The organism is Mycetocola sp. CAN_C7 (genome assembly GCF_015752285.1).
In the GTDB taxonomy this organism is placed as follows: Bacteria; Actinomycetota; Actinomycetes; order Actinomycetales; family Microbacteriaceae; genus Mycetocola_A.
Genome location: NZ_JADOUY010000001.1, coordinates 596,217 through 619,620, shown reverse-complemented (window position 1 = coordinate 619,620; position 23,404 = coordinate 596,217). Strand labels below are relative to the sequence as shown.

Genomic DNA, 23,404 nt, shown 5'->3' with positions numbered 1-23,404 from the left:
CTACGGTGTCGTGACAAGTTCGCGTGCGAGGAACGCGGCCTCTGTGCGGGTCGATGCCCCCAGCTTGCGGAGAATCGCAGACACGTGCACGCTCGCGGTCTTTGCGCTGATGAACAGCTGTTCGCCGATCTGCCGGTTGCTGAGACCCTGTGCGATCAGCTCGAGCACCTGACGCTCACGAGCGGTGAGCTCGGCGGCATCCCTTGTCTGTCTCATCGGCTGGCCGTCGAGGGCTATCCCTGCCCGCGCAGCCACGGCGGCTGCCTCGGTCGAGATCAGTCCGGCGCCCAGAAGGCCGGCCTCGGCAACAGCCGCCTGGAGGGATGCCGTGGCAGACGCCCGGTCGCCTGCTTCGGCGTGTGCTCGACCCGTACGCAGCAGGGCATATGAGTGCAGGTGAGCGGGCGCAGCGGCATCGCCCGCGATCGCTTCGCCGGCCAGGCGCCAGGCGTCAGGATCTTGCCCGTCGCCATCTGCGCCAGACAGTTCGGCCTCGAACACAGGCAACCAGACAGGGCTCGTCGGCCAGAAAGCGAGGTCGGTGGCGAGCTCGCGCATGCGAGCTTCGGCGGTGGCGTCTTCTCTGGCAGCGAGGCCGCTGTCGCCGGACCGCAGCACAGCGAGTACCCGTGCGGCCGTTGCGAGCAAGGGCAGGTCGTATCCCGGGTACATCCGGTGCTCGGGCCCGAGCAACACAGACACGTCTGACCAGGCCTGCTCCGGGTCATTTCTCGCCAGGGCGAGCTCTGCGGCGAGGCGTGCGTGGCCGAGCGTCACCTGCATCTCGACGTGGGCCAGCGCGAGGAACCCCGCTCGCAGGCTCCGGTAGAGCCTCGCTGCACCATCGACGTCGCCGCGCCACAGCATCAGGAAGATCCGCGCGCGCTGGAGATAGGCGTTGAAGACCGCCGACGGCAGGAGGGTCAGGGCGCGATCGACCAGGTGATCGGCGCGGTCCCATTCGCCGAGCGCGATAAGCGGATCGACGGCGTTGGATTGCAGGATGATTCCCGAGCTGCGTTCGACACCCAGCTCGTGAGCGCGGGCGATGCCGAGTTCGGCGATCTGCAGGGCCGTGGCGTAGTGGCCGAGAAGATATTCGGCGTCAGAAGCGTTGACGCGGTAACGCAGCATGGCGCTCGTGTCGTTCTCTGCCAGTCGGCGGGCGTTGTCGAGGTGCACGTGTCCTTCGTCGATCTCGCCTGCGTCGATCAGGGCCGCTCCGTAGATGTTCGATGCGATCGACGCGTGACGGTCGGAGCCGGCGGCCTGGGCTTCGTCGAGACCCTCACGCGCGACCGTTTTCGCCTCGACGAAACGGCCCTCGATCATGAGGCGACCGGCCAGGCCGGTGAGCAACGCCGATCGGAGTTCCGCCGCAGTGAGGGTCGTCCCGGCAAGACCGGAAGTGCCGGCCAGCCCGGTCGATCCGCTCGGTACGAGTTCGAGGGCCTCGCGGAGCAGCGTAATGGAGCCCGGTCTGCCGCTGTTGCCGAGGTACATGGCCTTATCGCGCAGCAGCCGCGCATATCGGAGCGCGTCGTCACGCGGGCACTCCGCAAGCGCCAGGTTGACCATGGCGAGTGCCCGTTCTTCTTCCCCCGCGTTCCGCAAGGCAGATGCCGTCTGGGCGATCAGGTCGACCTTCTTGCGGTTCGCGACGGACTCGGCGTCCGGCACCTGATCCCAGAGTTCGAGCGCGCGTTCACCCATTTGGGCTGCAGACCCGTATGCGTAGGTCGCCCGGGCTTCGACCATCGCTCGGAGCGATGCCGGGAACGCTTTCGCAGCGTCATGGGCGGAAAGCCAGTGGTACGAGATCTCGGTGGCGACGCGCCGGTGGTCAGTGACGGCTTCGAGGGCTTCGGCGAAACGGGTGTGGAAGCGCGTGCGCTCCCCGGGGAGGAGGTCGGCGTGGATGGCCTCGCGCACGAGCGCGTGACGAAAGGCGTAACTGCGCTCGTCAGCGACGAGAATGTTGGCGAGCACTGCTTCGCGCACCACCCGATCGAGTACGCTGGCGTCGCCGTCATACACCGTGACGAGCAGGTCGTGCCCGACCCTCACCCCGCCTGCTGAGAGCAACCGGAGCAGATGCTGAGCCTCGTCACTGAGGCGCTCGTAGCGCGCAAGAAGAAGTTCGCGGAGCGTCCATGGGAGGTCACCCTCGCAGGTTTCGTCGAAGCCCACGAGCTCTTCGACGAAGAACGGGATGCCCTCACTGCGGGAGAAGACGCTGTCGAACGCCTCGTCGTCCGGCAGGCCTCCGAGGATCTCCTGCACCTGGCGTCGAACGTCTGACCGACCGAGTCGCTGGAGGTCGATTCTCGCGACACTCCGTGACCGTTCGAGTTCGGAGACGAGGCCACGGAGCGGATGGCCTCGCGGCACGTCTTCGGTGCGAAAACTGAGAAGAAGAAGGATGGGGCCGCGATTGAGCACCCGCAGCAGGAAGCGGAGAAGGTTGAGCGTGGCGTCGTCTGCCCAGTGGAGGTCTTCGATCACAACCACGATCGGCGAGCGGAGCGACACCGTTTCGAGCACGACGGCGACGGTCTCGTGCAATCGGTTGAGCCCGGCGTTGCGGTCGACGGTAGCGTCGCCGAGTTCGGGGAGCAGCGCGGTGAGCGCGTCGCGACCCGGCCCGCCGGCTTCGAGCAGCGCTTCGGCGCCGATCTCGTCGACGAGGCCACGCATCACGCCTTTGATCGGAGCATACGGAGCACCGACCGCTCCGAGGTCGACGCATTGGCCCGAGACGACGATCGCGTCGCGGGATGCCTCGACCAGAAACTCTTCGAACAGCCGGGTCTTGCCGATGCCGGCCTCCCCTGACACGACGACGCCCCGAGGGATGCCGAGCAGGACGCCGGCGAGCGCCGAGCGCAGTTCGGTGAGTTCGGACTCGCGTCCGATCATCGAAGGGCTGGCCGCCGGGGAGGTCATGCCCCCATGGTCCCACAGGGCGCCAACACGAATCGAGGGGATTTCGGCCATCGAGGCCAACGGTTCCGCCAACCTCTGTCGGCGAACGGGACCGCTCACCGGTGGGCTGGGGTGACCCGCGATGGGGCCGCGTGACCGCGTGCCGGCATCCGCCGCTCACGACCTCGGAACAGGGCGGCGACACGTGCACCGAGCGTCTGCCAGGCGGTGGTTCGTCCTGCCCCGTGCTCCGCGTCTCGCTCCACGGCAACCCGACGGCGTTCGAGGTCGCGGGTGAGCTGCTCCTCGGTGTATCGGATGAGCAACTCGGTTCCGTATTCTCCAGAGATCTGCATGACCCCAACTCCTCAGTTCGGTGGTGATGTCACCATCGTGTTCTCTAAGGAGGGGGTCTCAGATCAGGCGGATGCCCTATTTGTCGGACTCGAATGGCTGAGGCGTGACGCTCGACAGGAAGAGGCGTCCAGAAAGAGGCGGATTCTCCTGTTGAGCGTGCGTCCCGCGATGTCCTTCCTGTCGAGCGTGACATCGAACCGGATTCACACCTGGGGTGGCAGCAGGAACCCGTCGTCAAGAAGGGCGCGCACCCTGGGCAGCAGCTCGCCGAGCAACTCCGGGTAGTCAGCATCGAGCAGTTGGGCGATCGCCGCGACGACGGCGCCGATCGAAAGGTCGCCGTCGCTGGCACCGACGAGGGCAGAGAGCCCGGTGTCCATCCGCACGGTGCGGCCGAAACCACCACCCTGCCGCAGCATCATCGCGGTCGGGTGCTCTGCACCCGGCCAGTAGTGCCGTTCCTCGGTGACATCCGGGGCGACGGTGACGTGGGCATGCGCGAGCTCCTCGTCGGAGAGCGCCGCCTGCCAGTTCTGACCATCGAGCGCAGAAGCGAGGTGGACGCCGAGCCCGGCTTCGTTCGACCCGAGCGAACCGTGGAGTCGCTCCAGCCGCCGCAGGGTCTGGTGGCCGGAAAGCGGCATCCGCAGTGTGATGTACCCGAAGCCGACCGAGGTCACGCGGCGTTCGGTGAAGTCATCGAGCCACGCGGCGTAGAGGTTGTCGAACTCAGGGGTGCCTGAGCGGGTTCCCCCGTCGCGGATCCAGGTTTCGGCGTACTGGGCAGGATCCTGCACGTCGCGCTCGATGATCCAGGCGTCGAGACCGGTGCCGTCGATCCAGCCGCCAACGCGGCGGAAGGCATCCTGACCGATCCGGTACTCCCAGTTGCCGAGCATCTGGGCGACGCCGCCGGGGTAGAGGTGAGCTGCCGCCCCGCGGAGCACCGCCTCGACGAGCGCATCCCCGACCATGCCTGCGTCCCGGTACTCGTACGCGGGCACGCCGTCGACCCGCGGGGTGATCACGAAGGGCGGGTTCGACACGATCTGGTCGAACCGCTCGCCACGCACAGGCTCGAACAGGTTGCCGTGCCGAAACTCGATGTTGTGGATGCCGTTGAGGCCGGCGTTCATCCGCGCAAGGTCCAGTGCGCGCTCCGAGATGTCCGTGGCGACCACCGTTGACGCGTGCCGGGCGGCGTGCATGGCCTGGATTCCGCAGCCGGTTCCGAGGTCGAGGACGCTGCCCACCGGCGTCTGCATCATCAGGCCGCTCAGGGTCATCGATGCGCCGCCGACGCCGAGCACGTGCTCCTCGCCGAGCGGACGCCCGAGGACGAGTTCGCCGAGGTCGGAGATGATCCACCAGCTTCCGGCCCCGTGGGCGTCGACGAAGCTGTACGGCCGCAGGTCGAGCAGTGGGCGGATGCCGTCGTCGTCGGCCGTGACGAGCCCGAGCTCGACAGCACCGTCCACGCCGAGATCGGGCAACGCAGCCGACAGATCCTCCCGAGAAACCGGCAGCCCCAGCACGAACAGGCGGGCGAGCGTCGCGGATGCCTCCGGTGCGTCAGCGTCCAGCGCGAGCGCACGCACAGCGGGGACCCTCTCGTTGCGGTGCAGCGCAGCATCCGCTTCGTCTCCCCACAGGCCGGTGAGGGTGGTCACCGTGTAGCGGGCGGCGTCGAGATCGGATCGGAGGCGGTGCAGAAGCTCAGAGGTCACGGTTCCCAGTGTGGCACCGACCGGGCGTGCCAGACTGAGCCCATCATGAAGACGCTGCTCAACATCATCTGGCTGATCCTGTCTGGATTCTGGCTGTTCCTCGGCTACATGCTTGCGGCGCTTCTCATGTTCGTGCTCATCGTGACCATCCCCTGGGGAATCGCCGCAGCGCGGCTCGGGGTCTACGCGCTGTGGCCGTTCGGCAAGGAGGTCGTCGACCGTCCGACCGCCGGCGTCGGGTCAGCGCTCGGCAACGTGATCTGGCTCCTCCTCGCCGGCTGGTGGATCGCCCTCGGCCACATCATCAGCGGTGTCGCGCTGTGCATCACGATCATCGGCATCCCGTTCGGCTGGGCCAACTTCAAAATGGTGCCGATCGCGCTGCTTCCGCTGGGCAAGGAGATCGTCGACGCCTGACGGATGCCGTCGGTCCCGTCACGCGTGCTCGGCGCGGTACCGGTCCATGAGCCGGTCGAGCAACCCGATGAGTTCCGCCGCCATGTCATCGTCGAGCGATGAGAACGAGAACGTCGCCCTGCCGGTGCGCCGAGACCGGAGAGCATCCGACGACTGAGCGAGGTCGTCCGGGTACCGGTCGGCGATGATCAGGTACAGCCCGACGTTGTCCTTATTGCGTCTGAGCGCTACGAAATAGTCGTGACCGGTTGCGCCAGGCCAGATCAGCGCCGGGATGCCGTAGATAGTTCCGTCGACCAGCTCAGCGCGGTACCGGTCGAGGATACCGGTGAGCCGCTGCTCCACTCCCGTGGTATCCGTCATGGCGGGAGTCTATGGCGCGCAGCCTGCCCTGTCAGCCGCACCTGCGAAGCTGGACACATGACTGACACCCGCGCCGACGCCCTCGACATTCTGCGGACCCTGGTCGGTTCGCCAGACGCCGATTTTCACGAGGGCCAGTTCGAGGCGATCGAGACCCTCGTCGCCGACCGCAAACGGGCACTCGTCGTGCAACGCACCGGGTGGGGCAAGTCGGCCGTGTACTTCGTGGCGACACTGCTGCTTCGTCGTCAGGGGGCCGGCCCGACGCTCCTGGTTTCACCCCTTCTCGCCCTCATGCGTGACCAGGTCGAGGCTGCCGCGCGGGCCGGGGTGCGCGCTGTCGCGATCAACTCGGCGAACCCGCACGAGTGGGGCGACGTGCTCACCAAACTCGACAACGACGAGGTCGACGTGCTGCTCGTCTCGCCCGAGCGGCTGAACAATCCCCGGTTCCGTGAGGAACAGTTGCCGAAGCTCATTCCGCGCACCGGCCTGCTCGTCGTCGACGAAGCCCACTGCATCTCCGATTGGGGTCACGACTTCCGGCCCGATTATCGGCGACTCCGCGATCTCATCGCCGAGATGCCGCACGGGGTCCCAGTGCTCGCCACAACGGCGACCGCCAACTCGCGCGTCGTCACCGACGTCGCTGAGCAACTCGAGCATGCCGGTGGCGAGCCGGTTGTGACCATTCGCGGTCCGCTCGCCCGTGCCACCCTGCGGCTCGGGGTTCTGCGCCTGCCCGACTCGGGCACCCGGCTCGGCTGGCTGCTCAGCCACCTCGGCAACCTGACCGGCTCGGGCATCATCTACGCACTCACGGTCTCTGCGGCAGAAGACACCGCCCGCCTCCTGCGCGAGGCCGGTCACCAGGTGCAGGCATACACCGGGCGAACGGATGCCGGCGAGCGCGAAGGACTCGAACAGGCGCTCAAGAACAACGAGGTCAAAGCGCTCGTCGCAACGAGTGCCCTCGGCATGGGCTTCGACAAGCCCGACCTCGGTTTCGTTCTGCATCTGGGTGCGCCGTCGTCACCCGTCGCCTATTACCAGCAGGTCGGCCGCGCCGGTCGCGCCGCGATGATCGCCGGAAGGGCGGCGAGCGCCGACGTGCTCCTGCTCCCCGGCACCGAAGACGAAGCCATCTGGCAGTATTTCGCGACATCGTCGATGCCCGACGAGCAGAAGGCGCGTGCGGTGATCGACGAGCTCGCCTTCGAGGGCGCGCCGCTGTCGACTCCCGCTCTCGAAGCCCGGGTCAACCTCAAACGCAGCCCACTCGAGCTGCTGCTCAAGGTGCTCGACGTCGACGGGGCGGTGCAGCGCGTCACCGGAGGCTGGGTGGCGACCGGGCAGCCGTGGACCTATGACGCCGAACGCTACGAGCGCATTGCCGCCGCGCGCGTGCAGGAGCAGAACGCCATGCTCGAGTACGAGCGCACGAGCGGATGCCGCATGGAGTTTCTTCAGCGCGCCCTCGACGACGACACCGCCGTTCCCTGTGGCCGCTGCGACAATTGCGCTGCCGCGGCTGGGGAGCCGGTCTGGTATCCGACCGACGTGCGGGAGGAGGCATCCGGGCAGGCCGAGAAATCGTTGAGCCGCGTCGGCGTTGCGATCGAACCGCGGGCACAGTGGCCGACAGGGGCCGACAAGCTCGGCGTTCCAGTGCGTGGCAAGATCGCCGCAGAGGAACGGGTGGAGGCGGGGCGGGCCCTCGCCAGGCTGACCGACCTCGGCTGGGGTGGCACTCTCCGCGACCTCTTCGCGCCGAGCACTCCGGATGGGCCCGCCAGCCCCGCCCTCGTGCAGGCGTGCATCAGGGTGTTGGCCGAGTGGGGCTGGGACGAACGCCCGGCCGCTGTTGTGAGTGTGCCGTCGAGACGGCACACGCAACTCGTCGACTCGGTAGCCCGTGCCCTGTCAGACGTCGGCCGGTTGCCGTACCTCGGCGCCCTCAGCCTGAAGAACGGCGGCCCGGCCGGTGAGCCGGGCGGCAACAGCGCCTATCGGCTGTCGAGCGTGTGGGACCGGTTCGAGTTGGGACCTGAGCTGGTAACCGCGTTCGAGGGTTACCGCGGCCGTCCGGTGTTACTCGTCGACGATCTGGTCGACAGCCGCTGGACACTCACGGTCGCTGGCCGACTGCTTCGCGGCGCCGGAGCATCCGCTGTGCTGCCGTTCAGCCTCGCGGTGCAGGCGTAACGGGCAGGTCGTCGGCCATGACCGTCGAGAGGTCGGGGCCGAACACGAATCGGCGCTCCTGGTAGTCGCCGACGAGCGCAGACGGAAGCCAGTGTTTCGCGTCGTCCCACATGCGGTCGAATGGAATCTCGTCGACCGGGTGCCACCGGAGCAGCAATTCGTCTGACTCCACGATGTCGCCGGCCCAGGCCTGAGTGGCGAAAACCCAGGAGATCTGACTCCAGGCCGGCCGGAAGGGGAACTCGTAGCGGATGCGGCCCAGCGCGGTGAGGTCGTTCTCGCGCAGGCGCAGCCCGGATTCTTCGAACACCTCCCGCACAACCGCTTGAGCAGGTGTCTCGCCGGGTTCGAGCTTTCCCCCTGGTCCCACCATCTTTCCGAGGCCGAGACCCTTCTTCTTTTCGCCGAGAAGCACCTCGTAACCACCATCGGCGGTTTCACGGAGGATGTAACAGACGCAGACCTCAGGGAGGCCTGGCTTACTCGCTGTCATAGGGCGAGCGTACGCGCCCTGGCCCTCGCGGGACCGGCCACTACCGCGTTTCAGCGAGCCGGGCACAGTCGATGCAGAGGTCCGCAACCGGGCGAGCGTCGAGCCTGGCGCGTCCGATCGGCTTCGTGCACCGCGAGCAGAGCCCGAAGCTGCCGTCGTCGACGCGGGCGAGTGCCTCGTCGAGCGCGGTGAGCTGTTTGGCGGACTCGTCCTGCAGGCCGGTCAGTCGCGACCACTCCGAGGCGATCGTCGGGCCTTCGGGGTCGTGCTCGTCGTCCGACTCGCCATCGCGGGCGATTCGCACCTCGACGAGGGACTCTTCGTGGTGCGCACGCTGCCTGACGAGCTCCTCGCGCTGCTCTTCGAGTACCGCGCGGAAGTGCTCCAGTGTCGATGCGCTCAGTCGTGAGTGTTCCATAGCTCATCGTCGCACGGCGCACCCGGTTTGACCCGGATTGCGAGGGCTCGCCCCGCTGTTCGTCGCGGGCGGGACATCGAAAAACAGGCGTACGCTTTAACGACGGGAACGGCTTCAGCAACCAGAGAGGGGCCGACATTTGACTACGACGCCCTTCGATCTCGACCGGCTGCGGCGCTACGCGCGTGACGAGCTCGACGTGATCATCGAGCATCGCTGCCGCGCCGGGGAAGACCCGTACGACTTCATCCACGACCTTCCTACCGTTGATGAACTCGTGGTGTACGAACTCAAGTCCGACGCCCTCGATGCCCGCGGGCTGACCGCCGAGTACACGATGGCCAGGTACGCGTCGAGGAGCAACCGACCGGATGCCGACACGCACCGCCACAATGTCGCCAGGCTCGAGTATGAACTGCTGCGTGACATCGCGCTCGAACACCCCGACCTCACCCGCACGGTCTGGACGATGATCGGGTCGATCGGCCTGTAGGCACCCACATCGCCCACCGGGCTGCCCGACCGCGGCAGGACAGGTGTTCTGGCGCGCAGGGGAATGTGGGAGGGACACCTGCGGAGTGGCTGGCGGCATCCGCCCAGTCTCCACCCGTAGAATCAGGTCTCATGCTGGCCGAGGCCTGGAGCCAGCGAGAGCCTATGACCAAGAATCGACTGCCCAAGACGCTGCGCGTGATCATTGCCACCGCGGTCGGCTTGGTGTCCCTCGGAGTCGGCCAGACGGCCACCGCTCTACCGTCAGCAACGACAAGCCCCCTGGCCGCGACGACACACTCCTCTGTCGCCCTCGAAACGGCCGCGGATTCCGACGTCACGGTCGAGATCAGCCAGTCGGCGAGCTTCATCGGGGCGACGGATGCGATGACCCTCACGGTCTCCGTCGAGAACAGCAGCGAGGCTCCCCTCGCCGCAGGGACGCTCGTCGTGGAGTCCGGCACCACACCCATCGACTCGCGCCAGGCCCTCACCGACTGGAGTGACGGCACCGGTGCGTCCACGAGCGACCGGCCGCTCGCGACTGTCTCAGTGCCGGCGATCGATGCCGGCGCCCGTCACACGGCGAGTCCGATCATCGTCAGCACCGAACTCCTCGGGCTGGCAGGCCAGGCCGGTGCTTACCCGCTCGATGCGACCTACACGAGCACCGAGGTCACCGCGTCCAGCTTCGAGGCGATCGTCTTCACCCCGGATGCCGGCGCGAACTCCCTCGGGGTCGCGGTCGCCGCACCGATCACCGCGCCATCGACCACAACCGGCCTGCTCAGTGCCGAGGCTCTCAGTGTCTACACGGCACCGACCGGGCTTCTCACCCGGCAGCTCGACGGGCTCATCGACCGCCCTGTAGCCCTCGGGATCGATCCGATGATCATCGCCTCGATCCGGGCACTCGGCAGCGCAGCCCCCGCATCAGCGGTGAACTGGCTCGACCGCCTGAGTCGTGCCACAAACGAAACATTCCCGTTGCAGTATGCAGACGCAGATGCATCGGCGCAGGCCCAGGCGGGGCTTCCCGGTCTGCTCAACCCGACCTCCCTGCTGTTCGGCCTCGACCCGGAGAACTTCACCGAGGACACGGCACCGGATGCCACTGACGAACCCGGACCAACGCCGACGGCACCCGCATCCCCAGCCGGCGACCCGGAGGCGACCCCCAGCCCGACGCCGACTCCGGGCGAGCCGACGCTGCCCACCCTTGCTGAGCTGACCGAGTGGACGTATACGACCACCGGGATCGTGTGGCCGGACGACGACTCTGTCGTGGCCGCCGACGTGCCGGTGTTCACGGCATCGGGCGCAACCACGACCATCCTCTCGTCGGGGAACGTAACTACCAAGACCGGTTACAGCGCCGGGGCCTCGGCGAACGTGGGCGATGCATCCGTCCTGTTGTCCGACGCCGCGGCATCCGCGTCCCTTCGCCGTGCTGCGACAGCGATTTCTACCGAAGAACAGCTCGACGCCCTCGCCGATCTCGCCGGCCAGCTCATGGTCATCGCCTCCGAAAGCGACGCACCCGCTCGCACGCTCCTGCTCACGCTCGACCGCGAATGGCCGCCGACCGGCTCCCGCCTGAGCGACGCCATCACCTCGCTCATGGCCATGCCGACGGTCTCGAGTTCGGTCCTCAGCGCCGCCGTCGCCGAAGAGGCCGTCGCCGCCACGATCGTCGACCAGTCCCAGTCGCCTGAGCGCCTCGCCCTCGTCAAACGCCTCAACACCCGCGAAAGCAGCCTCGAAGGCTTCTCGACCATGCTCGATGACCCGGCTCTCCTCACCGGGCAGGAGCGGGCCGAGATCCTCGCCCTGCTCGGCGTCTCGTGGCGCTCCAACCCCGACGAGTGGACGGACGCGGCCGCCGAGCACGACGCCACGACAACCGAAACCCTCGAGTCCGTCGGCATTGCTGCGACAAGCCCGATCCTCATGGTCAGCAACCAGTCTTCGCTTCCATTCTCCGTTCGGAATGAATTCGATCTGCCGGTCACTGTCGTGCTGCAGGCCTCGAGCTCGAGCCTCAAGCTCAACGTCGACTCCAGCGTGACCCAGGTCATCCCTCCGAATGCGCGCGAAACCGTGCGCGTGCCCGTCGAGGCCAGACTCGGCAACGGCGAGGTGACCGTTCGCCTTCAGTTGTACTCGCCGAGCGGCGAACTGGTCGGCGAAAGTGGTCTCGTACCGGTGACGGTCCGCGCGGACTGGGAGGGCATCGGTGCCGCGGGTCTCTCGGTCCTCATTGCCCTTCTGTTCGTCGTCGGACTGGTCCGCACCGTCCGCAAACGTCGCGCCGAACGGCGTGAACGCGACCAGACCGACGAGCCGATCGAGACGGATGCCGCAGCCGCGACGCCGACGAGCACCCCTGGGAATCGATGACGAAGACGACCGACAGCCCGGGCATCGGACGCGCCAGCGTGTTTCTGGCAACAGGCACGATGGTGTCGCGCATCCTCGGTTTCGTGAAGGCGATGCTGCTCGCGTGGACGATCGGTCTCGTCGCGAGCAGCAGCGCCGACGCGTTCGGCGTCGCAAACCAATTGCCGAACACCCTGTACGTCATCATTGCCGGCGGTGTTCTCAGCGCCATCCTCGTGCCGTCGATCGTCCGGTCGATCGTCCACGCCGACGGGGGCAAGGCCTACGTCAACAAGTTGTTGACGATCACCCTCGTCGTGCTCATCGCCGCCACTGCCGCCGCGGTGCTGATCACCCCGTTCCTCGTTCACCTCTATTCGTTCGGGCTCGACTCTGAGACGCGCGCCCTCGCCGTGGCGTTCGCATACTGGTGCCTGCCGCAGATCTTCTTCTACGGGCTCTACACGGTGCTCGGCGAGATCCTCAACGCCCACAAGCTGTTCGGCCCGTACACCTGGTCGCCCGTTGTGAACAACATCGTCGCCATGGCCGGCCTCGTCGCGTTCATCGTGATGTTCGGTCCCGATCCCAACGGCGCCCGGTCCGTCACCGAGTGGACGCCGGGCATGATCACCCTCCTCGCGGGGACCGCCACGTTCGGTGTCGCCGCCCAGGCGCTCATCCTGTTCTTCTTCTGGCGACGCATCGGGCTCAGCTTCCGCCCGGACTTCAGCTGGCGGGGGATCGGCCTCAGGGCAACCGGGAAGCTCGCCGGCTGGTCGTTCGCGATGCTCGCTCTGACGACCCTGGCGGGTCTCGTTCAAAGCAACGTCGCCCTGCTCGCCTCAGGCAACGGGCCGTCGACCGCCACCCTCCAGAGCGCCTGGCTGATCTTCATGTTGCCGCACTCGGTGATCACACTCTCGGTGGCGACGGCCTACTTCACCCGACTCGCCGAGCACGTGCGTGAGAAGCGCACCAGTGAACTGACGACGGACGTCTCCGCCGCCGCCAGACAGATCACCCTGATCATCGTGCTGGCCACCGCCGGCCTGATGGTCCTGTCCTTCCCGTTCGCCAGCCTTTTCACCGGCGCATTCGCAGATACCGCAGCGATGGGCTTCGTTCTCATCGCCTACCTGGCCGGCCTCGTACCGTTCGCCGTGCTGTTCGTCTTCCAGCGGACCTTCTACGCCCTCGGCGACACCCGCACCCCGTTCTTCTTCACTCTCGTGCAGGTCGTGGTGTACGTCGCGCTTGCACTGTTGTGCTCGCTGCTGCCCCTCCGACTCATCGGTGTCGGGCTCGCGGTGTCGATGTCGATCTCGATCACCGTGCAGATGGTGGTGGCCGGCGTCCTGCTCCGCAAGCGCATCGCCGGTCTTGACATCGCCCGGATCGTGCGCAGCCTGGTGAAATTCACTGTCGCCGCGATTCCCGCTGTCGTCGCCGGAGCCTTCATCGTCTGGCTCCTCGGCGGGTACTCCGGTGGCTGGGCCGTTGCGTCGGTGTTCGGCGCGCTCTTCACGATGGCCCTCGTCACGATGGTGATGTCGCCGATCTACGGTGCGATGCTTCTGCTCATGCGCTCCGCGGAACTGCGCGAAGCCATCGCCCCGCTCTCGCGTCGCCTGCGCCGGTAGGTCGACACCCGCCGTTCAGACTCACGGAATATCGTCGAAGTAAGATGTGTTCCACTCAGCGACTGACATCTTTCAAGGAGCCTACGTGCGCAACGTCATCATCATCGGGTCCGGCCCGGCCGGCTACACAGCCGCCATCTACGCGGCCAGGGCGAGCCTGAACCCGCTGCTTCTCGCGTCGAGTGTTGAGGCCGGTGGCGAGCTCATGAACACGACCGAGGTCGAGAACTACCCGGGATTCCCCGAGGGTATTCAGGGCCCCGAGCTCATGACCAAATTCCAGGAGCAGGCTGAGCGGTTCGGAACCGAGGTCATCCTCGACGACGTCACCGAGGTCTCCCTCGACGGCGAGGTCAAAGCCGTCAAGACCGGTTACTCCGGTGACTTCGAGGCATCGACGGTCATCGTCGCCACAGGAAGCGCCTACCGCAAGCTCGGGCTCGCCGACGAGGAGCGCCTCTCGGGTCGCGGAATCTCGTGGTGCGCTACCTGCGACGGTTTCTTCTTCAAGGAGAAGACGATCGCGGTCGTCGGGGGCGGCGACTCGGCGATGGAAGAAGCCACCTTCCTCACCCGTTTCGCCTCGAAGGTCTACGTCATCCACCGCAAAGACACGCTGCGTGCATCGAAGATCATGCAGGAGCGAGCATTCGCCAACGAGAAGATCGAGTTCGTGTGGAACTCGGAGGTCGTCGGGATTTCTGGCGAGAACGCCGTAGACGGTGTCACCCTCAAGTCCACGCTCGACGGCACAGAGAGCCACCTCGCACTCGGTGGCCTGTTCGTGGCGATCGGAAACGACCCGCGCACTCACCTGTTCCACGGCCAGCTCGATCTCACCAGCGACGGCACGATCGCCGTCGACGGCCGCTCCTCACGGACCAACCTGCCCGGTGTTTTCGCGGCAGGAGACGTCATCGACCCGAGCTACCGCCAGGCCGTCACCGCAGCCGCGTCCGGAACCGTTGCCGCCCTCGATGCTGAGCACTACCTCGCCAGCCTCGAGCAGGAGGCTCACCACAACCCGGAGATCGCGTCAGCCGTCGCGGCAGCCGTCTAGACTTCCAACCACAAAGGAGAACACCCCATGTCAGCACGTGCAGTATCTGAGAGCACTTTCGATGCAGAGGTTCTGCAGAGCGCCCGCCCGGTGCTCGTGGACTTCTGGGCAGAGTGGTGCGGCCCCTGCCGCATGGTCTCGCCGATCCTCGACCAGATCGCGTCTGAGAACATCGACAAGCTCGACATCGTCAAGGTGAACGTTGACGAGAACCCGGGCCTTGCCATGCAGTACCAGATCACGTCCATCCCGGCACTCAAGGTGTTCAAGGGTGGCGAGGTCGCGCAGACCATCATCGGCGCAAAGCCGAAAGCAGCCCTCGAGGCCGACCTGGCCGCCTTCCTGGCGTAGCCCGACGACCCCTCGAACCTCGACCCGTCCGGCACACGCCGGGCGGGTCGTCTCGTTTAACAGCGCACCGCACGACGACCCACCAGCCCAACCCCGATAACATCGATTACGACCAGGAATGGAACGAACAGTGTCAGAAGTCGGCTCTCGCCAAGCATCCGGAAACAACCTCGACCCGTGGTACGGCTCATACGCCGCCCGCACGGCCGGGTTGGCCGCCAGCGAGGTCCGAGCCCTGTTCGCCGTCGCCAGCCGCCCCGAGGTCGTCTCGCTGGCCGGGGGGATGCCCTACGTCTCCGCCCTCCCTGAAGACCTCGTGACGGATGCCATGGGTCGCGTCATGCGCGAACAGGGCCCCGTCGCGCTGCAGTACGGCTCAGGACAGGGTGTCGAGAAGCTGCGGGAGCAGACCCTCGAGGTCATGGCACTCGAGGGCATCCAGGGCAGCGCGTCGGATGTCGTCATCACCACGGGCAGCCAGCATGCGCTCGAACTGTTCAGCAAGCTCTTCATCGATCCGGGTGACGTCGTCCTCGCCGAGGGCCCGAGCTACGTCACCGCCATGGTGATCTTCAAGAGCTACCAGGCCGATGTGCACCACGTCCTGATGGACGACGACGGACTCATCCCTGAAGCGCTGCGCGAGAACATCGCCCGGCTCAAGGCCGCGGGCAAGAAGATCAAGTTCCTTTACACGATCCCCACCTTCCACAACCCGGCGGGCGTCACCCTTTCGGAGTCCCGTCGTAGCGAGATCCTCGAGATCGCGCGGGAGAACGACATCCTCGTTCTCGAAGACAACCCTTACGGGCTGCTGTATTTCGACCAGAAGCCTCCTGAAGCCCTGCGTTCGCTCGAGAACGACGGCGTCGTGTACCTCGGCACGTTCTCGAAGACCCTCGCCCCCGGTTTCCGCGTGGGCTGGGCGCTGGCGCCGCACGCTATCCGTGAGAAGCTCATCCTCGCGAACGAGGCCGCCATCCTCTGCCCGTCGTCATTCAGTCAGCTCGTCATCTCGCAGTATCTCGACCAGGCCGATTGGAAAGGCCAGATCAACACCTTCCGCGGGGTCTACAAGGAGCGCAAAGAAACGATGCTCGCCGCGCTCGGGGAGTACCTGCCCGACCTGACCTGGACGAACCCCACCGGCGGGTTCTATGTCTGGTTGACCCTGCCCGATCGCCTCGACTCGAAGGCCATGCTTCCCCGTGCCGTCAAGGAGCTGGTCGCGTACACACCTGGCACCGCGTTCTTCGCCGACGGTGACGGCCGTCACAACATCCGTCTGTCGTTCTGTTACCCGACACCGGAAAGTATCCGTGTCGGCATCCGTCGACTGGCGACCGTGATCAACGGTGAACTCGACCTGCTCGACACGTTTGCAGGCACCGGCAGCTTGTCGAGTCCACGGAAACGTGGCTCATACACCGCCCCTCCCCCCAACATGTCCTGACGACAGCCCACCACCAGACCCAGAGAAAAGGCCTGATCATGACTAGTTTCAAGAAGCTCGATATTGTGGTGCTCGCCGGCGGGATCTCGCACGAGCGTGATGTATCCCTGCGGTCGGGTCGCCGCGTGGCCGAAGAACTGCAGGCGGCCGGGCACACGGTCACGCTCCGCGATCCGGATGCCACCCTGTTCGGTGCACTGGCCGAGAAGACACCGGATGTCGTGTGGCCTGCCCTTCACGGAGCCAGCGGAGAAGACGGCGCGCTCCAGGCGCTGCTGCGTGCCCGTGGCATCCGCTATGTCGGTTCTCACCCGGAGGCGGCAGGGCTTGCCTGGTTCAAACCGACGGCCAAGGTCCTGGTGTCCCGGGCCGGGATTGCGACGCCTGACTGGCTGTCGCTGCCGACCGAGACGTTCCGTGAGCTGGGGGCCAACGGCGTACTGGCTGAGGTGCTGTACAGCATCGGCGAGACTGCGGTTGTGAAGCCCGCCCAGGGCGGTTCAGCGCAGGGCGTGACGATCGTCACGGAGGCGTCCGAGCTCCCGCGCGCGATGGTGGATGCCTATACCTACTCCGATGTCGCCCTGATCGAGAAGAAGATCGAGGGAACCGAGCTTGCTATCACCATCCTCGACTCGGGACATGGACCGGTGGCGCTGCCTGCCGTCGAGATCCAGCCGCTGTCCGGGGTGTACAGCTTCGAGGCGCGGTACAACGCCGGCGAGACCACGTTCTACGCCCCGGCGCGGGTCTCGGACGAGGTGGCCAAGCGCGCCGCTGAGGTCGCCGTTCAGGTACACAACCTGCTCGGACTCCGCCATGTCTCCCGGATCGACCTCATCGTCGACGCCGAGGGCGTCGTTTGGTTCCTCGAAGCGAACATGCTCCCCGGGCTCACCGAGACCTCACTCGTTCCGCAGGCCATCGAGGCTGCAGGGCTCACGCTCGCCTCCGCATACAGCGCGCTGGCCATCGAGGCCGCCGGGGAGTAGTACACCCGCCAGGGCCTTCTGCCCGGTCAGCCTCCGTAGACGGGCTCGCCGATCTCATCGAGAATCCTGTTGAGGTCAGCAATTGTCGCGAAATCAATCGTGACCTGGCCTTTTTTCACACCCAATGTGACCTTCACCCGGGTGTTCAGGCGGTCACCAAGGCGTTCGCCGACCTCGTCGAGGTGGCCGTGTCGTGAACCGGGGGCCGGCTTTGTCTTCTTCGGCGCCATGCCCTGGGCGGCGGCGGCTTCCGCGGCACGCACGGAGAGGTCCTCGTTGACGATCTTGTCGGCGAGGCGGAGCATCCCCTCGGGGTTGCCGACAGAGAGCACCGCCCGGGCGTGACCGGCACTCAGGACGCCGGCTGCAACGCGTTTCTGCACTGATTCCGGAAGCTTCAGGAGACGGATCGTGTTGGTGATTTGTGGCCGTGACCGGCCAATTCGCTGTGCCAGCTGGTCTTGCGTGATGCCGAAGTCTGCGAGCAGCTGCTGGTAGGCGGATGCCTCCTCCAGCGGGTTGAGGTTTGACCTGTGGAGGTTCTCCAGCAGCGCGTCGCGCAGCATGTCTTCATTTGCGGTGTCCTTGATGACGGCCGGGATGCTGTCGAGTCCGACTTCCTTCGTCGCTCGGAGCCGACGCTCACCCATGATGAGTTCGTACTTGCCGTCTTCGCTCGCGTGCTTGCGGACGACGATCGGCTGGAGAACGCCGACCTCGCGAATGCTGTGGACCAGTTCAGCGAGGTGGTCGGCATCGAAGTGTGTGCGTGGCTGCGCAGCGTTGGGGACGATGTCGTGCGGGTTGAGGTTGACCAGGCGGGCGCCGGGGACCGCGACAAGCTGGTCTTCGGCGTCTCGTCGACTGGAGCTCTCCGGGAAGAAGACATCCACCGGGCGCCCGTTGTCTGTCATCTCCTGGGTGGTTGTCGGGATGAGAGATCCGATACCGCGGCCGAGACCGGTGCGTTTCGCAGCCATTATTCTGTTGCTCCTTCAGTGGATGTTGCTGTGTCGTGCTGTTGTGCCGCTGAAGCGGCGTGCCGCGTCGCGATCTCGGTGGCCGCTTCGAGGTATGAAATGGCCCCGACTCCGCTGGGATCGTGGCTGATGACCGTCTGTCCGAAGCTGGGTGCCTCGGAGATCCGGACAGCTCGGGGGATCATTGTGGCCAGAACTTCGCGAGGAAAATGCGCTCGCACGTCGTCAGCGACCTGGTGGGCGAGGTTGGTGCGCCCGTCATACATGGTGAGAAGGATCGTGGAGAGCTTCAGAGGTGGATTGAGGTGCTTCTGGATGAGCTGGATGCTGTTGAGGAGCTGGCTCAGCCCCTCCAGGGCGTAATATTCGGCCTGGATCGGGATCATCACCTCGCGTGCAGCCACAAACGCGTTGATTGTGAGGAGCCCAAGCGACGGCGGGCAGTCGATGAAGACATAGTGGAACGGCGTTTCCGCATCGGTGATGAACTGCTCGAGCGCCGTGCGCAGTCGGTGTTCGCGTGCAACCTGCGACACGAGTTCGATCTCGGCACCAGCCAGGTGGATCGTCGACGGGGCGCAGAACAACGTGTCGAATTCCGGGCTTTTCTGAACGACGTCTGCGAGCGGAAAGTCATCGATGATCACGTCGTAGATGCTGGGCACTTCAGCGTGATGGGCGACTCCGAGTGCCGTGGATGCGTTCCCCTGAGGATCAAGGTCGATCACCAGAACACGAGCGCCGGACTTCGCGAGCGCTGCAGCGATGTTGACGGTGGTGGTCGTCTTCCCGACGCCACCTTTTTGGTTGGAGATCGTGAAAATCCGCGTCTTTTCGGGAAGCGGGACTGTTGATTCCGCGAGATTCTTGCGGCGGTGAGTCAGATCGAGGATTTCGCGCATCAGTGGCGACGAGTCTTCCATCGTGGACGTTGTGCTCACCGACTCTCCTTCAGATTGGGGATGTTTCACGTGAAACGGTCTCCGTTCGCTCGTTGTTTCAACCGTACCTGAAGCCGCAGTCACTGCCAGCCACCGCTCCGGCGATCGTCCACCTCGGTGAGGGACCTCCTCCGCTGATCGGACCTATCGAGATCCATGCTTCGGCAGATCCCACAATGTTTCACGTGAAACCCGACCCAACCCCGGCGGTCGCGCATCCCGGCGATCTGGCCTGCCGAAATCTGGGCGCAGGACTCTTCCCACAATGTTTCACGTGAAACCCGACCCAACCCCGGCTTTCAAGCCCGCCGGGCCCACACACCGGGCGCCTCACACCCTGTATCACGTGAAACCCGGCCCATGCCGGCGATGAGCCTGCTGAGATCCGAGAGCAGAACGTGTCGACATGCTCGGCGACCACCGACTCCGGCGATCAGCCTACGGGCCGGAATCGCGGCGGCTCACGCTATGTTTCACGTGAAACGCGACGAACCTCGGTGATCGAGCCTGCTGAGATCGCTACCTGAGTGCACCTCGACAGCAGCGCGTCTCGACAAGCCCGACGACCAGTTCTCCGGGACCGGCCCGGCGCCGCCTACGAGCGCCGGGCCGGTGATCTACACCCGTCGGGGGAGAGTTGGCGTTGACGTGGCGAGTCGTGGCGACCTCGCCTTTCCTTCTCGAGCCTGATGATGGCGGATGACTCGGCAGCTCGGTCCTCGATGACAGCACGGCGCATACGGCGACTCCGACCCCCGCCTCTCGCGTCCGATTGTTCTGGATGCTCGCGTACTCGTCTGAAGACAGCAGCGTCACCGGCGTTCGGTCGAGCGTGTAGACAGCGCCGAGCCCGTCGCAGTGTCGTGAGACGCGGTTTGGGAGCTGCCACGTAATCCCGACGTCGAGGGCTCCATCGGCGCAACGCAGGATGTACACGAACGGCATGACAGTCAGGGTGGCACGTCGGCGGCAACATCTGCCCGGACTGTGAAATCCTGTGGAATCGGCGGCTTAGTGATAGTTCTGGGGAGGAGGGGCTGCATGCAATCGATGCGCATGCGATCGATGCGTTTCACGTGAAACGTGGTGGTCCCCGCCGCCAGTACTGACGGGGACAAAGGGTTACTTGCTCGCCCGGACAGTTCCGAGAATCACCCGCGTGACATCGTCCGTGATTCCCTCACCGAGGATCTGCACTCGAGCATCGGTCACCCTGAACTTGCGCATCTCCTTCGCGGCCGCCTCGATCTCAGCCTGCGCGTTCGCGCCCTTCATCAGCACCAGTTCGCCGCCATCACGGAGCAACGGAGCAGTAAGGGGGAGCAGCTTCCGGAAAGCACTCACCGCTCTGGCGGTGACCTGGTCGAGCCTGTCCGCGAGCCTGACATCTTCTGCGCGCTCCCGCAGAACGGTCACATTGCTCAATTCAAGCTCGCTGACTTGATCATTCAGCCAAGCGACGCGGCGTTCCATGGGCTCAATAAGAACGAATTGCACGTCCGGCCGCGCGATACCGAGAACCAGCCCAGGCAGACCAGCCCCTGAGCCGACATCGCCGACGACACCGGGCCGGAGCAGCGGCGCCACCAGGGCGCTGTTGAGGATGTGACGGGTCCAGAGGCGGGGAAGCTCCAGGGGACCGATCAAGCCGAGCTCTTCACCATGCCGGGCCAGATTCTCAGTGAATCGCCGAGCGAGTGCTATTCGGTCGCCGAGATGTACGGCAGCGGATGCGGGTTCGGTCTCAAGGGTGGCGTCAGTCATCTCGCATCAACTCTATTCGGTCAGACGGCCGGGGATCTCGACGCGTTCGACCACCGACCATACGCTCGACCAGCGTTTCACGTGAAACCCTGTGCGGGTCTAGGAACGCGTGATCACCGTGTGACGATCGCGGCCCTCGCCGTGCGAAGTAGACACAAAGCCCCGGTCAGAAACAACATCGTGTACAAGCTTGCGCTCATAGCTCGACATCGCCGGCAGTGCAGCAGAGGATGCTCCGTCGTCGAGCTGCGCGATCGCACGGTCGACGAGCACCGTCAATTCTGCCTGGCGAGCATCGCGCGATCCACCGATGTCCAGGATGAGCCGAGAGAACGCACCGGTCTTGCTCTGCACCGCGAGGCGGGTGAGTTCCTGAAGCGCACTCACGACATCCGGCTTGGAGAGCACGCGGATGTTGCTGCCTTCACTTGCGGTCACGGCGACGTATGCACGACCGTTCCGCACGTCGATGTCGATGTCTCCGTCGAGGTCGGCGATGTCGAGAAACTCCTCGATGTAGTCCGCCGCGACATCGCCCTCTTCCTCGAGCTGCGTGACGGTAGGGGAGTCGTTCCGAACGATCTCAACATCGGCCTGGTTATCGATGACGTCGCTCATGGCGCTACTTTCCATTGTTCTGAGGGGCCTGTCCGGCCTCGGGATTGGGTTTGGCTGCCGGGGACTTCGGCGCACCAGCAGCGTTCTTCGCGGGTGCTGCCGCTGTATTCTTCGCCGGAGCCGGCGGGTTCTTCGGGGCGGCGCTCTTCGGTCCGGTGGAAGCAGCCGCTGCCTTGGGCGCAGCCTTCTTGGCCCGGTTCTTGCCCACCGGCTGCTGGCGCTGTGCCGGCTTCTTTTCCTCGATGACGAGGGTGTCGCCGCCGCCCTCAGCGGGCTTGAGCTTGCCCTTGCGGGCGAGACGCTCCTCACGCTCCTTGGCTGCTTCGGTGCCGGGCATCGGCATGTTCCTGATGATGATGAACTGCTGGACCATGGTCCAGATGTTCGACACGAGCCAGTAGAACATGACGCCGAGAGGAAAGGCGAAACCGGAGAAGAGGAAGACGAACGGGAGGATGTAGAGCAGGATGCGCTGCTGCTTGAACATCGGGCTGGCCTTGGTCTCGTCCGAGATGTTCTTCGAAACGATCTGCAGCTGAGTGATGAACTGCGATGCCGTCATCAGGACGACCATGATTGCCGCGACGATCATGACGCCGACCTCGGGGCCACCAGCGGCGTTCATCGCAGACGAGAAGCTCATGTGCAGGGGAGCGAAGTCGAAGAGCGACGACGATCCGAACTGCTCAGACAGCTCCGCATTGAGCGGACCAACCCCGGACTTGCCGGTCTGCGAGTCGTTGAGCACCGAGAACAGAGCGAAGAAGATCGGCATCTGAACAAGGAGGGGGAGACAGGACCCCAACGGGTTGGTCCCGGTCTTCTTGTAGAGCTCCATCGTCTCGCGGCTCATGGCCTCGCGACTGAACTGATCCTTCTTGCCCTTGTACTTGTCCTGGATCTTCTTCAGCTGCGGCGCGACTTCCATCATCCGTCGCTGATTCTTGATCTGTTTCACAAAAAGCGGAATCAGGAGGGCCCGAACGACGAGCACCAGACCGACGATCGAGAGAACCCAGGTGAGACCGTCGCCAGCCGGAAGACCAACGGCGCTGAACAACGAGTGCCAGCCCACGAGAATGAGCTCTACGACCCACTTGAGCGGCCAGAGGATGATCGACAAGAGATCCATGTGGGATTTAGCCCTTTCGGTGGCTGGCTGTTACAACGAAACCGCGAGGGGTCACGGTGTATCGGAAGTTCTTTTTGAGTGGCGCGTCATCGACGCCGCCCGCTGCCCACGGGTGACACCGCGCGATCCGCTTCAGAGCAAGCCCTGATCCGATCACCGCGCCGTGCTGAGCGATGGCATGCATCGCATAGGCCGAGCAAGAGGGATAGTACCTGCAGACTTCCCCATACAGCGGTGAAATAGCTGTGCGGTAAGCGATCAATGCGGCGACGGCTGCGTTGCGTGGCAGCAACAGTGCGCTTCGCACCGCGTCCCCTCCACCGGTGTGGCCGAGAGAGATCCCGGTCACGACTTCACCGCCAGGCGTTGGGTCGAGCGCTCGACCTCGGCAGCGAGGCCGGCATATGGAGCAAAGGCGGCCGGCGGGAGAGCCCGATAGACCGTCTCGGTTCCCGGAGGAAGCGTCGGTGCGATGACCGAGGCAGCCGCTTTCAAACGACGCCGGACCCGGTTACGAACGACAGCGTTACCGACCGTTTTTGCAACAATGAACCCGAACCGCGGAGTTCCGCCATTCGGGTTCATCAATTGGTAGGTCACGCTGTTCTCGCCGACCATCCGTCGACCCCGGCGAACAACCCGTTTGTAGTCATCAGCGCTCGTGATGCGTTGCGCGTGTGCGAGCACGATGACG

The 23,404-nt window shown here is 65.3% G+C and carries 22 protein-coding genes; 9 read left to right on the top strand and 13 right to left on the bottom strand.

Annotation, left to right across the window (positions count from 1 at the left end):
- The 3 genes from IWX78_RS02975 to IWX78_RS02965 all read right to left on the bottom strand — a co-directional run bounded on the left by IWX78_RS02975 (nucleotide 1) and on the right by IWX78_RS02965 (nucleotide 5,009).
- Nucleotides 1-2,946 (bottom strand): ATP-binding protein, encoded by a 2,946-nt coding sequence (locus tag IWX78_RS02975; RefSeq protein WP_196831879.1) that lies wholly within the window; start codon nucleotides 2,944-2,946, stop codon nucleotides 1-3.
- A 95-nt stretch (nucleotides 2,947-3,041) separates the two neighbouring features.
- On the bottom strand, nucleotides 3,042-3,281 hold the full coding sequence (locus IWX78_RS02970; protein WP_196831878.1) for a hypothetical protein: 240 nt from the start codon (nucleotides 3,279-3,281) through the stop codon (nucleotides 3,042-3,044).
- A gap of 204 nt (nucleotides 3,282-3,485) precedes the next feature.
- Nucleotides 3,486-5,009 carry a DUF7059 domain-containing protein gene (locus IWX78_RS02965; RefSeq protein ID WP_334684519.1) on the bottom strand — a complete coding sequence of 508 codons (1,524 nt, stop codon included), beginning with the start codon at nucleotides 5,007-5,009 and terminating at the stop codon, nucleotides 3,486-3,488.
- 45 nt (nucleotides 5,010-5,054) lie between these two features.
- Here IWX78_RS02965 and IWX78_RS02960 point away from each other — a divergent pair, with 45 nt between their 5' ends.
- Entirely contained in the window at nucleotides 5,055-5,426 is a 372-nt protein-coding gene (locus IWX78_RS02960) for a YccF domain-containing protein (RefSeq protein WP_196831877.1), read from the top strand.
- Between the two features lie 18 nt (nucleotides 5,427-5,444).
- Here the strand turns inward: IWX78_RS02960 and IWX78_RS02955 are convergent, their stop codons facing one another.
- Nucleotides 5,445-5,789 carry a hypothetical protein gene (locus IWX78_RS02955; RefSeq protein ID WP_196831876.1) on the bottom strand — a complete coding sequence of 115 codons (345 nt, stop codon included), beginning with the start codon at nucleotides 5,787-5,789 and terminating at the stop codon, nucleotides 5,445-5,447.
- Nucleotides 5,790-5,846: 57 nt separating this feature from the next.
- Here IWX78_RS02955 and IWX78_RS02950 point away from each other — a divergent pair, with 57 nt between their 5' ends.
- Entirely contained in the window at nucleotides 5,847-7,994 is a 2,148-nt protein-coding gene (locus tag IWX78_RS02950) for a RecQ family ATP-dependent DNA helicase (RefSeq protein ID WP_196831875.1), read from the top strand.
- Here the strand turns inward: IWX78_RS02950 and IWX78_RS02945 are convergent.
- Nucleotides 7,972-8,487, bottom strand: coding sequence for an 8-oxo-dGTP diphosphatase (locus IWX78_RS02945; protein ID WP_196831874.1), 516 nt, complete (start codon nucleotides 8,485-8,487; stop codon nucleotides 7,972-7,974). The two genes, IWX78_RS02950 and IWX78_RS02945, sit on opposite strands and share 23 nt — an antisense overlap.
- Before the next feature lie 40 nt (nucleotides 8,488-8,527).
- Entirely contained in the window at nucleotides 8,528-8,905 is a 378-nt protein-coding gene (locus IWX78_RS02940; RefSeq protein WP_196831873.1) for a TraR/DksA family transcriptional regulator, read from the bottom strand.
- A 139-nt stretch (nucleotides 8,906-9,044) separates the two neighbouring features.
- Between IWX78_RS02940 and IWX78_RS02935 the strand changes: the two genes are divergently transcribed.
- From IWX78_RS02935 to IWX78_RS02905, 7 genes are all read left to right on the top strand, one after another.
- Complete coding sequence (locus IWX78_RS02935; protein WP_196831872.1) at nucleotides 9,045-9,398, top strand: hypothetical protein; 354 nt, start codon at nucleotides 9,045-9,047, stop codon at nucleotides 9,396-9,398.
- 164 nt (nucleotides 9,399-9,562) lie between these two features.
- Entirely contained in the window at nucleotides 9,563-11,797 is a 2,235-nt protein-coding gene (locus IWX78_RS02930) for a DUF6049 family protein (RefSeq protein ID WP_196831871.1), read from the top strand.
- A complete protein-coding gene (gene murJ / locus IWX78_RS02925; RefSeq protein WP_196831870.1) occupies nucleotides 11,794-13,419 on the top strand; it encodes a murein biosynthesis integral membrane protein MurJ in 1,626 nt (541 codons plus the stop codon). Before IWX78_RS02930 ends, murJ begins: the two co-directional genes overlap by 4 nt.
- Nucleotides 13,420-13,504: 85 nt before the next feature.
- Nucleotides 13,505-14,479, top strand: a complete 975-nt coding sequence (gene trxB, locus IWX78_RS02920) for a thioredoxin-disulfide reductase (RefSeq protein ID WP_196831869.1) — start codon at nucleotides 13,505-13,507, stop codon at nucleotides 14,477-14,479.
- A 27-nt stretch (nucleotides 14,480-14,506) separates the two neighbouring features.
- Nucleotides 14,507-14,830, top strand: a complete 324-nt coding sequence (gene trxA / locus IWX78_RS02915; RefSeq protein ID WP_196831868.1) for a thioredoxin — start codon at nucleotides 14,507-14,509, stop codon at nucleotides 14,828-14,830.
- Nucleotides 14,831-14,960: 130 nt separating this feature from the next.
- Nucleotides 14,961-16,283 (top strand): aminotransferase-like domain-containing protein, encoded by a 1,323-nt coding sequence (locus tag IWX78_RS02910; protein WP_196831867.1) that lies wholly within the window; start codon nucleotides 14,961-14,963, stop codon nucleotides 16,281-16,283.
- A gap of 38 nt (nucleotides 16,284-16,321) precedes the next feature.
- On the top strand, nucleotides 16,322-17,275 hold the full coding sequence (locus IWX78_RS02905; RefSeq protein ID WP_196831866.1) for a D-alanine--D-alanine ligase family protein: 954 nt from the start codon (nucleotides 16,322-16,324) through the stop codon (nucleotides 17,273-17,275).
- 26 nt (nucleotides 17,276-17,301) lie between these two features.
- Here IWX78_RS02905 and IWX78_RS02900 read toward each other — a convergent pair whose 3' ends face one another.
- From IWX78_RS02900 to rnpA, 7 genes are all read right to left on the bottom strand, one after another.
- Nucleotides 17,302-18,255: a ParB/RepB/Spo0J family partition protein gene (locus IWX78_RS02900; RefSeq protein ID WP_196831865.1), complete on the bottom strand. Its 954-nt coding sequence runs from the start codon at nucleotides 18,253-18,255 to the stop codon at nucleotides 17,302-17,304.
- Complete coding sequence (locus IWX78_RS02895) at nucleotides 18,255-19,178, bottom strand: ParA family protein (protein ID WP_196832107.1); 924 nt, start codon at nucleotides 19,176-19,178, stop codon at nucleotides 18,255-18,257. The genes IWX78_RS02900 and IWX78_RS02895 overlap by 1 nt, the downstream gene beginning before the upstream one ends.
- Nucleotides 19,179-20,318: 1,140 nt before the next feature.
- Nucleotides 20,319-20,960 (bottom strand): 16S rRNA (guanine(527)-N(7))-methyltransferase RsmG, encoded by a 642-nt coding sequence (rsmG, locus tag IWX78_RS02890; RefSeq protein ID WP_196831864.1) that lies wholly within the window; start codon nucleotides 20,958-20,960, stop codon nucleotides 20,319-20,321.
- 99 nt (nucleotides 20,961-21,059) lie between these two features.
- Nucleotides 21,060-21,578 carry a Jag family protein gene (locus IWX78_RS02885; RefSeq protein WP_196831863.1) on the bottom strand — a complete coding sequence of 173 codons (519 nt, stop codon included), beginning with the start codon at nucleotides 21,576-21,578 and terminating at the stop codon, nucleotides 21,060-21,062.
- A 4-nt stretch (nucleotides 21,579-21,582) separates the two neighbouring features.
- Nucleotides 21,583-22,710, bottom strand: coding sequence for a membrane protein insertase YidC (yidC, locus tag IWX78_RS02880; protein ID WP_196831862.1), 1,128 nt, complete (start codon nucleotides 22,708-22,710; stop codon nucleotides 21,583-21,585).
- Nucleotides 22,711-22,717: 7 nt separating this feature from the next.
- Nucleotides 22,718-23,017: a membrane protein insertion efficiency factor YidD gene (gene yidD, locus IWX78_RS02875; RefSeq protein ID WP_334684518.1), complete on the bottom strand. Its 300-nt coding sequence runs from the start codon at nucleotides 23,015-23,017 to the stop codon at nucleotides 22,718-22,720.
- A 38-nt stretch (nucleotides 23,018-23,055) separates the two neighbouring features.
- A complete protein-coding gene (rnpA, locus tag IWX78_RS02870) occupies nucleotides 23,056-23,397 on the bottom strand; it encodes a ribonuclease P protein component (RefSeq protein ID WP_196831861.1) in 342 nt (113 codons plus the stop codon).
- Between the last annotated feature and the right edge of the window lie 7 nt (nucleotides 23,398-23,404).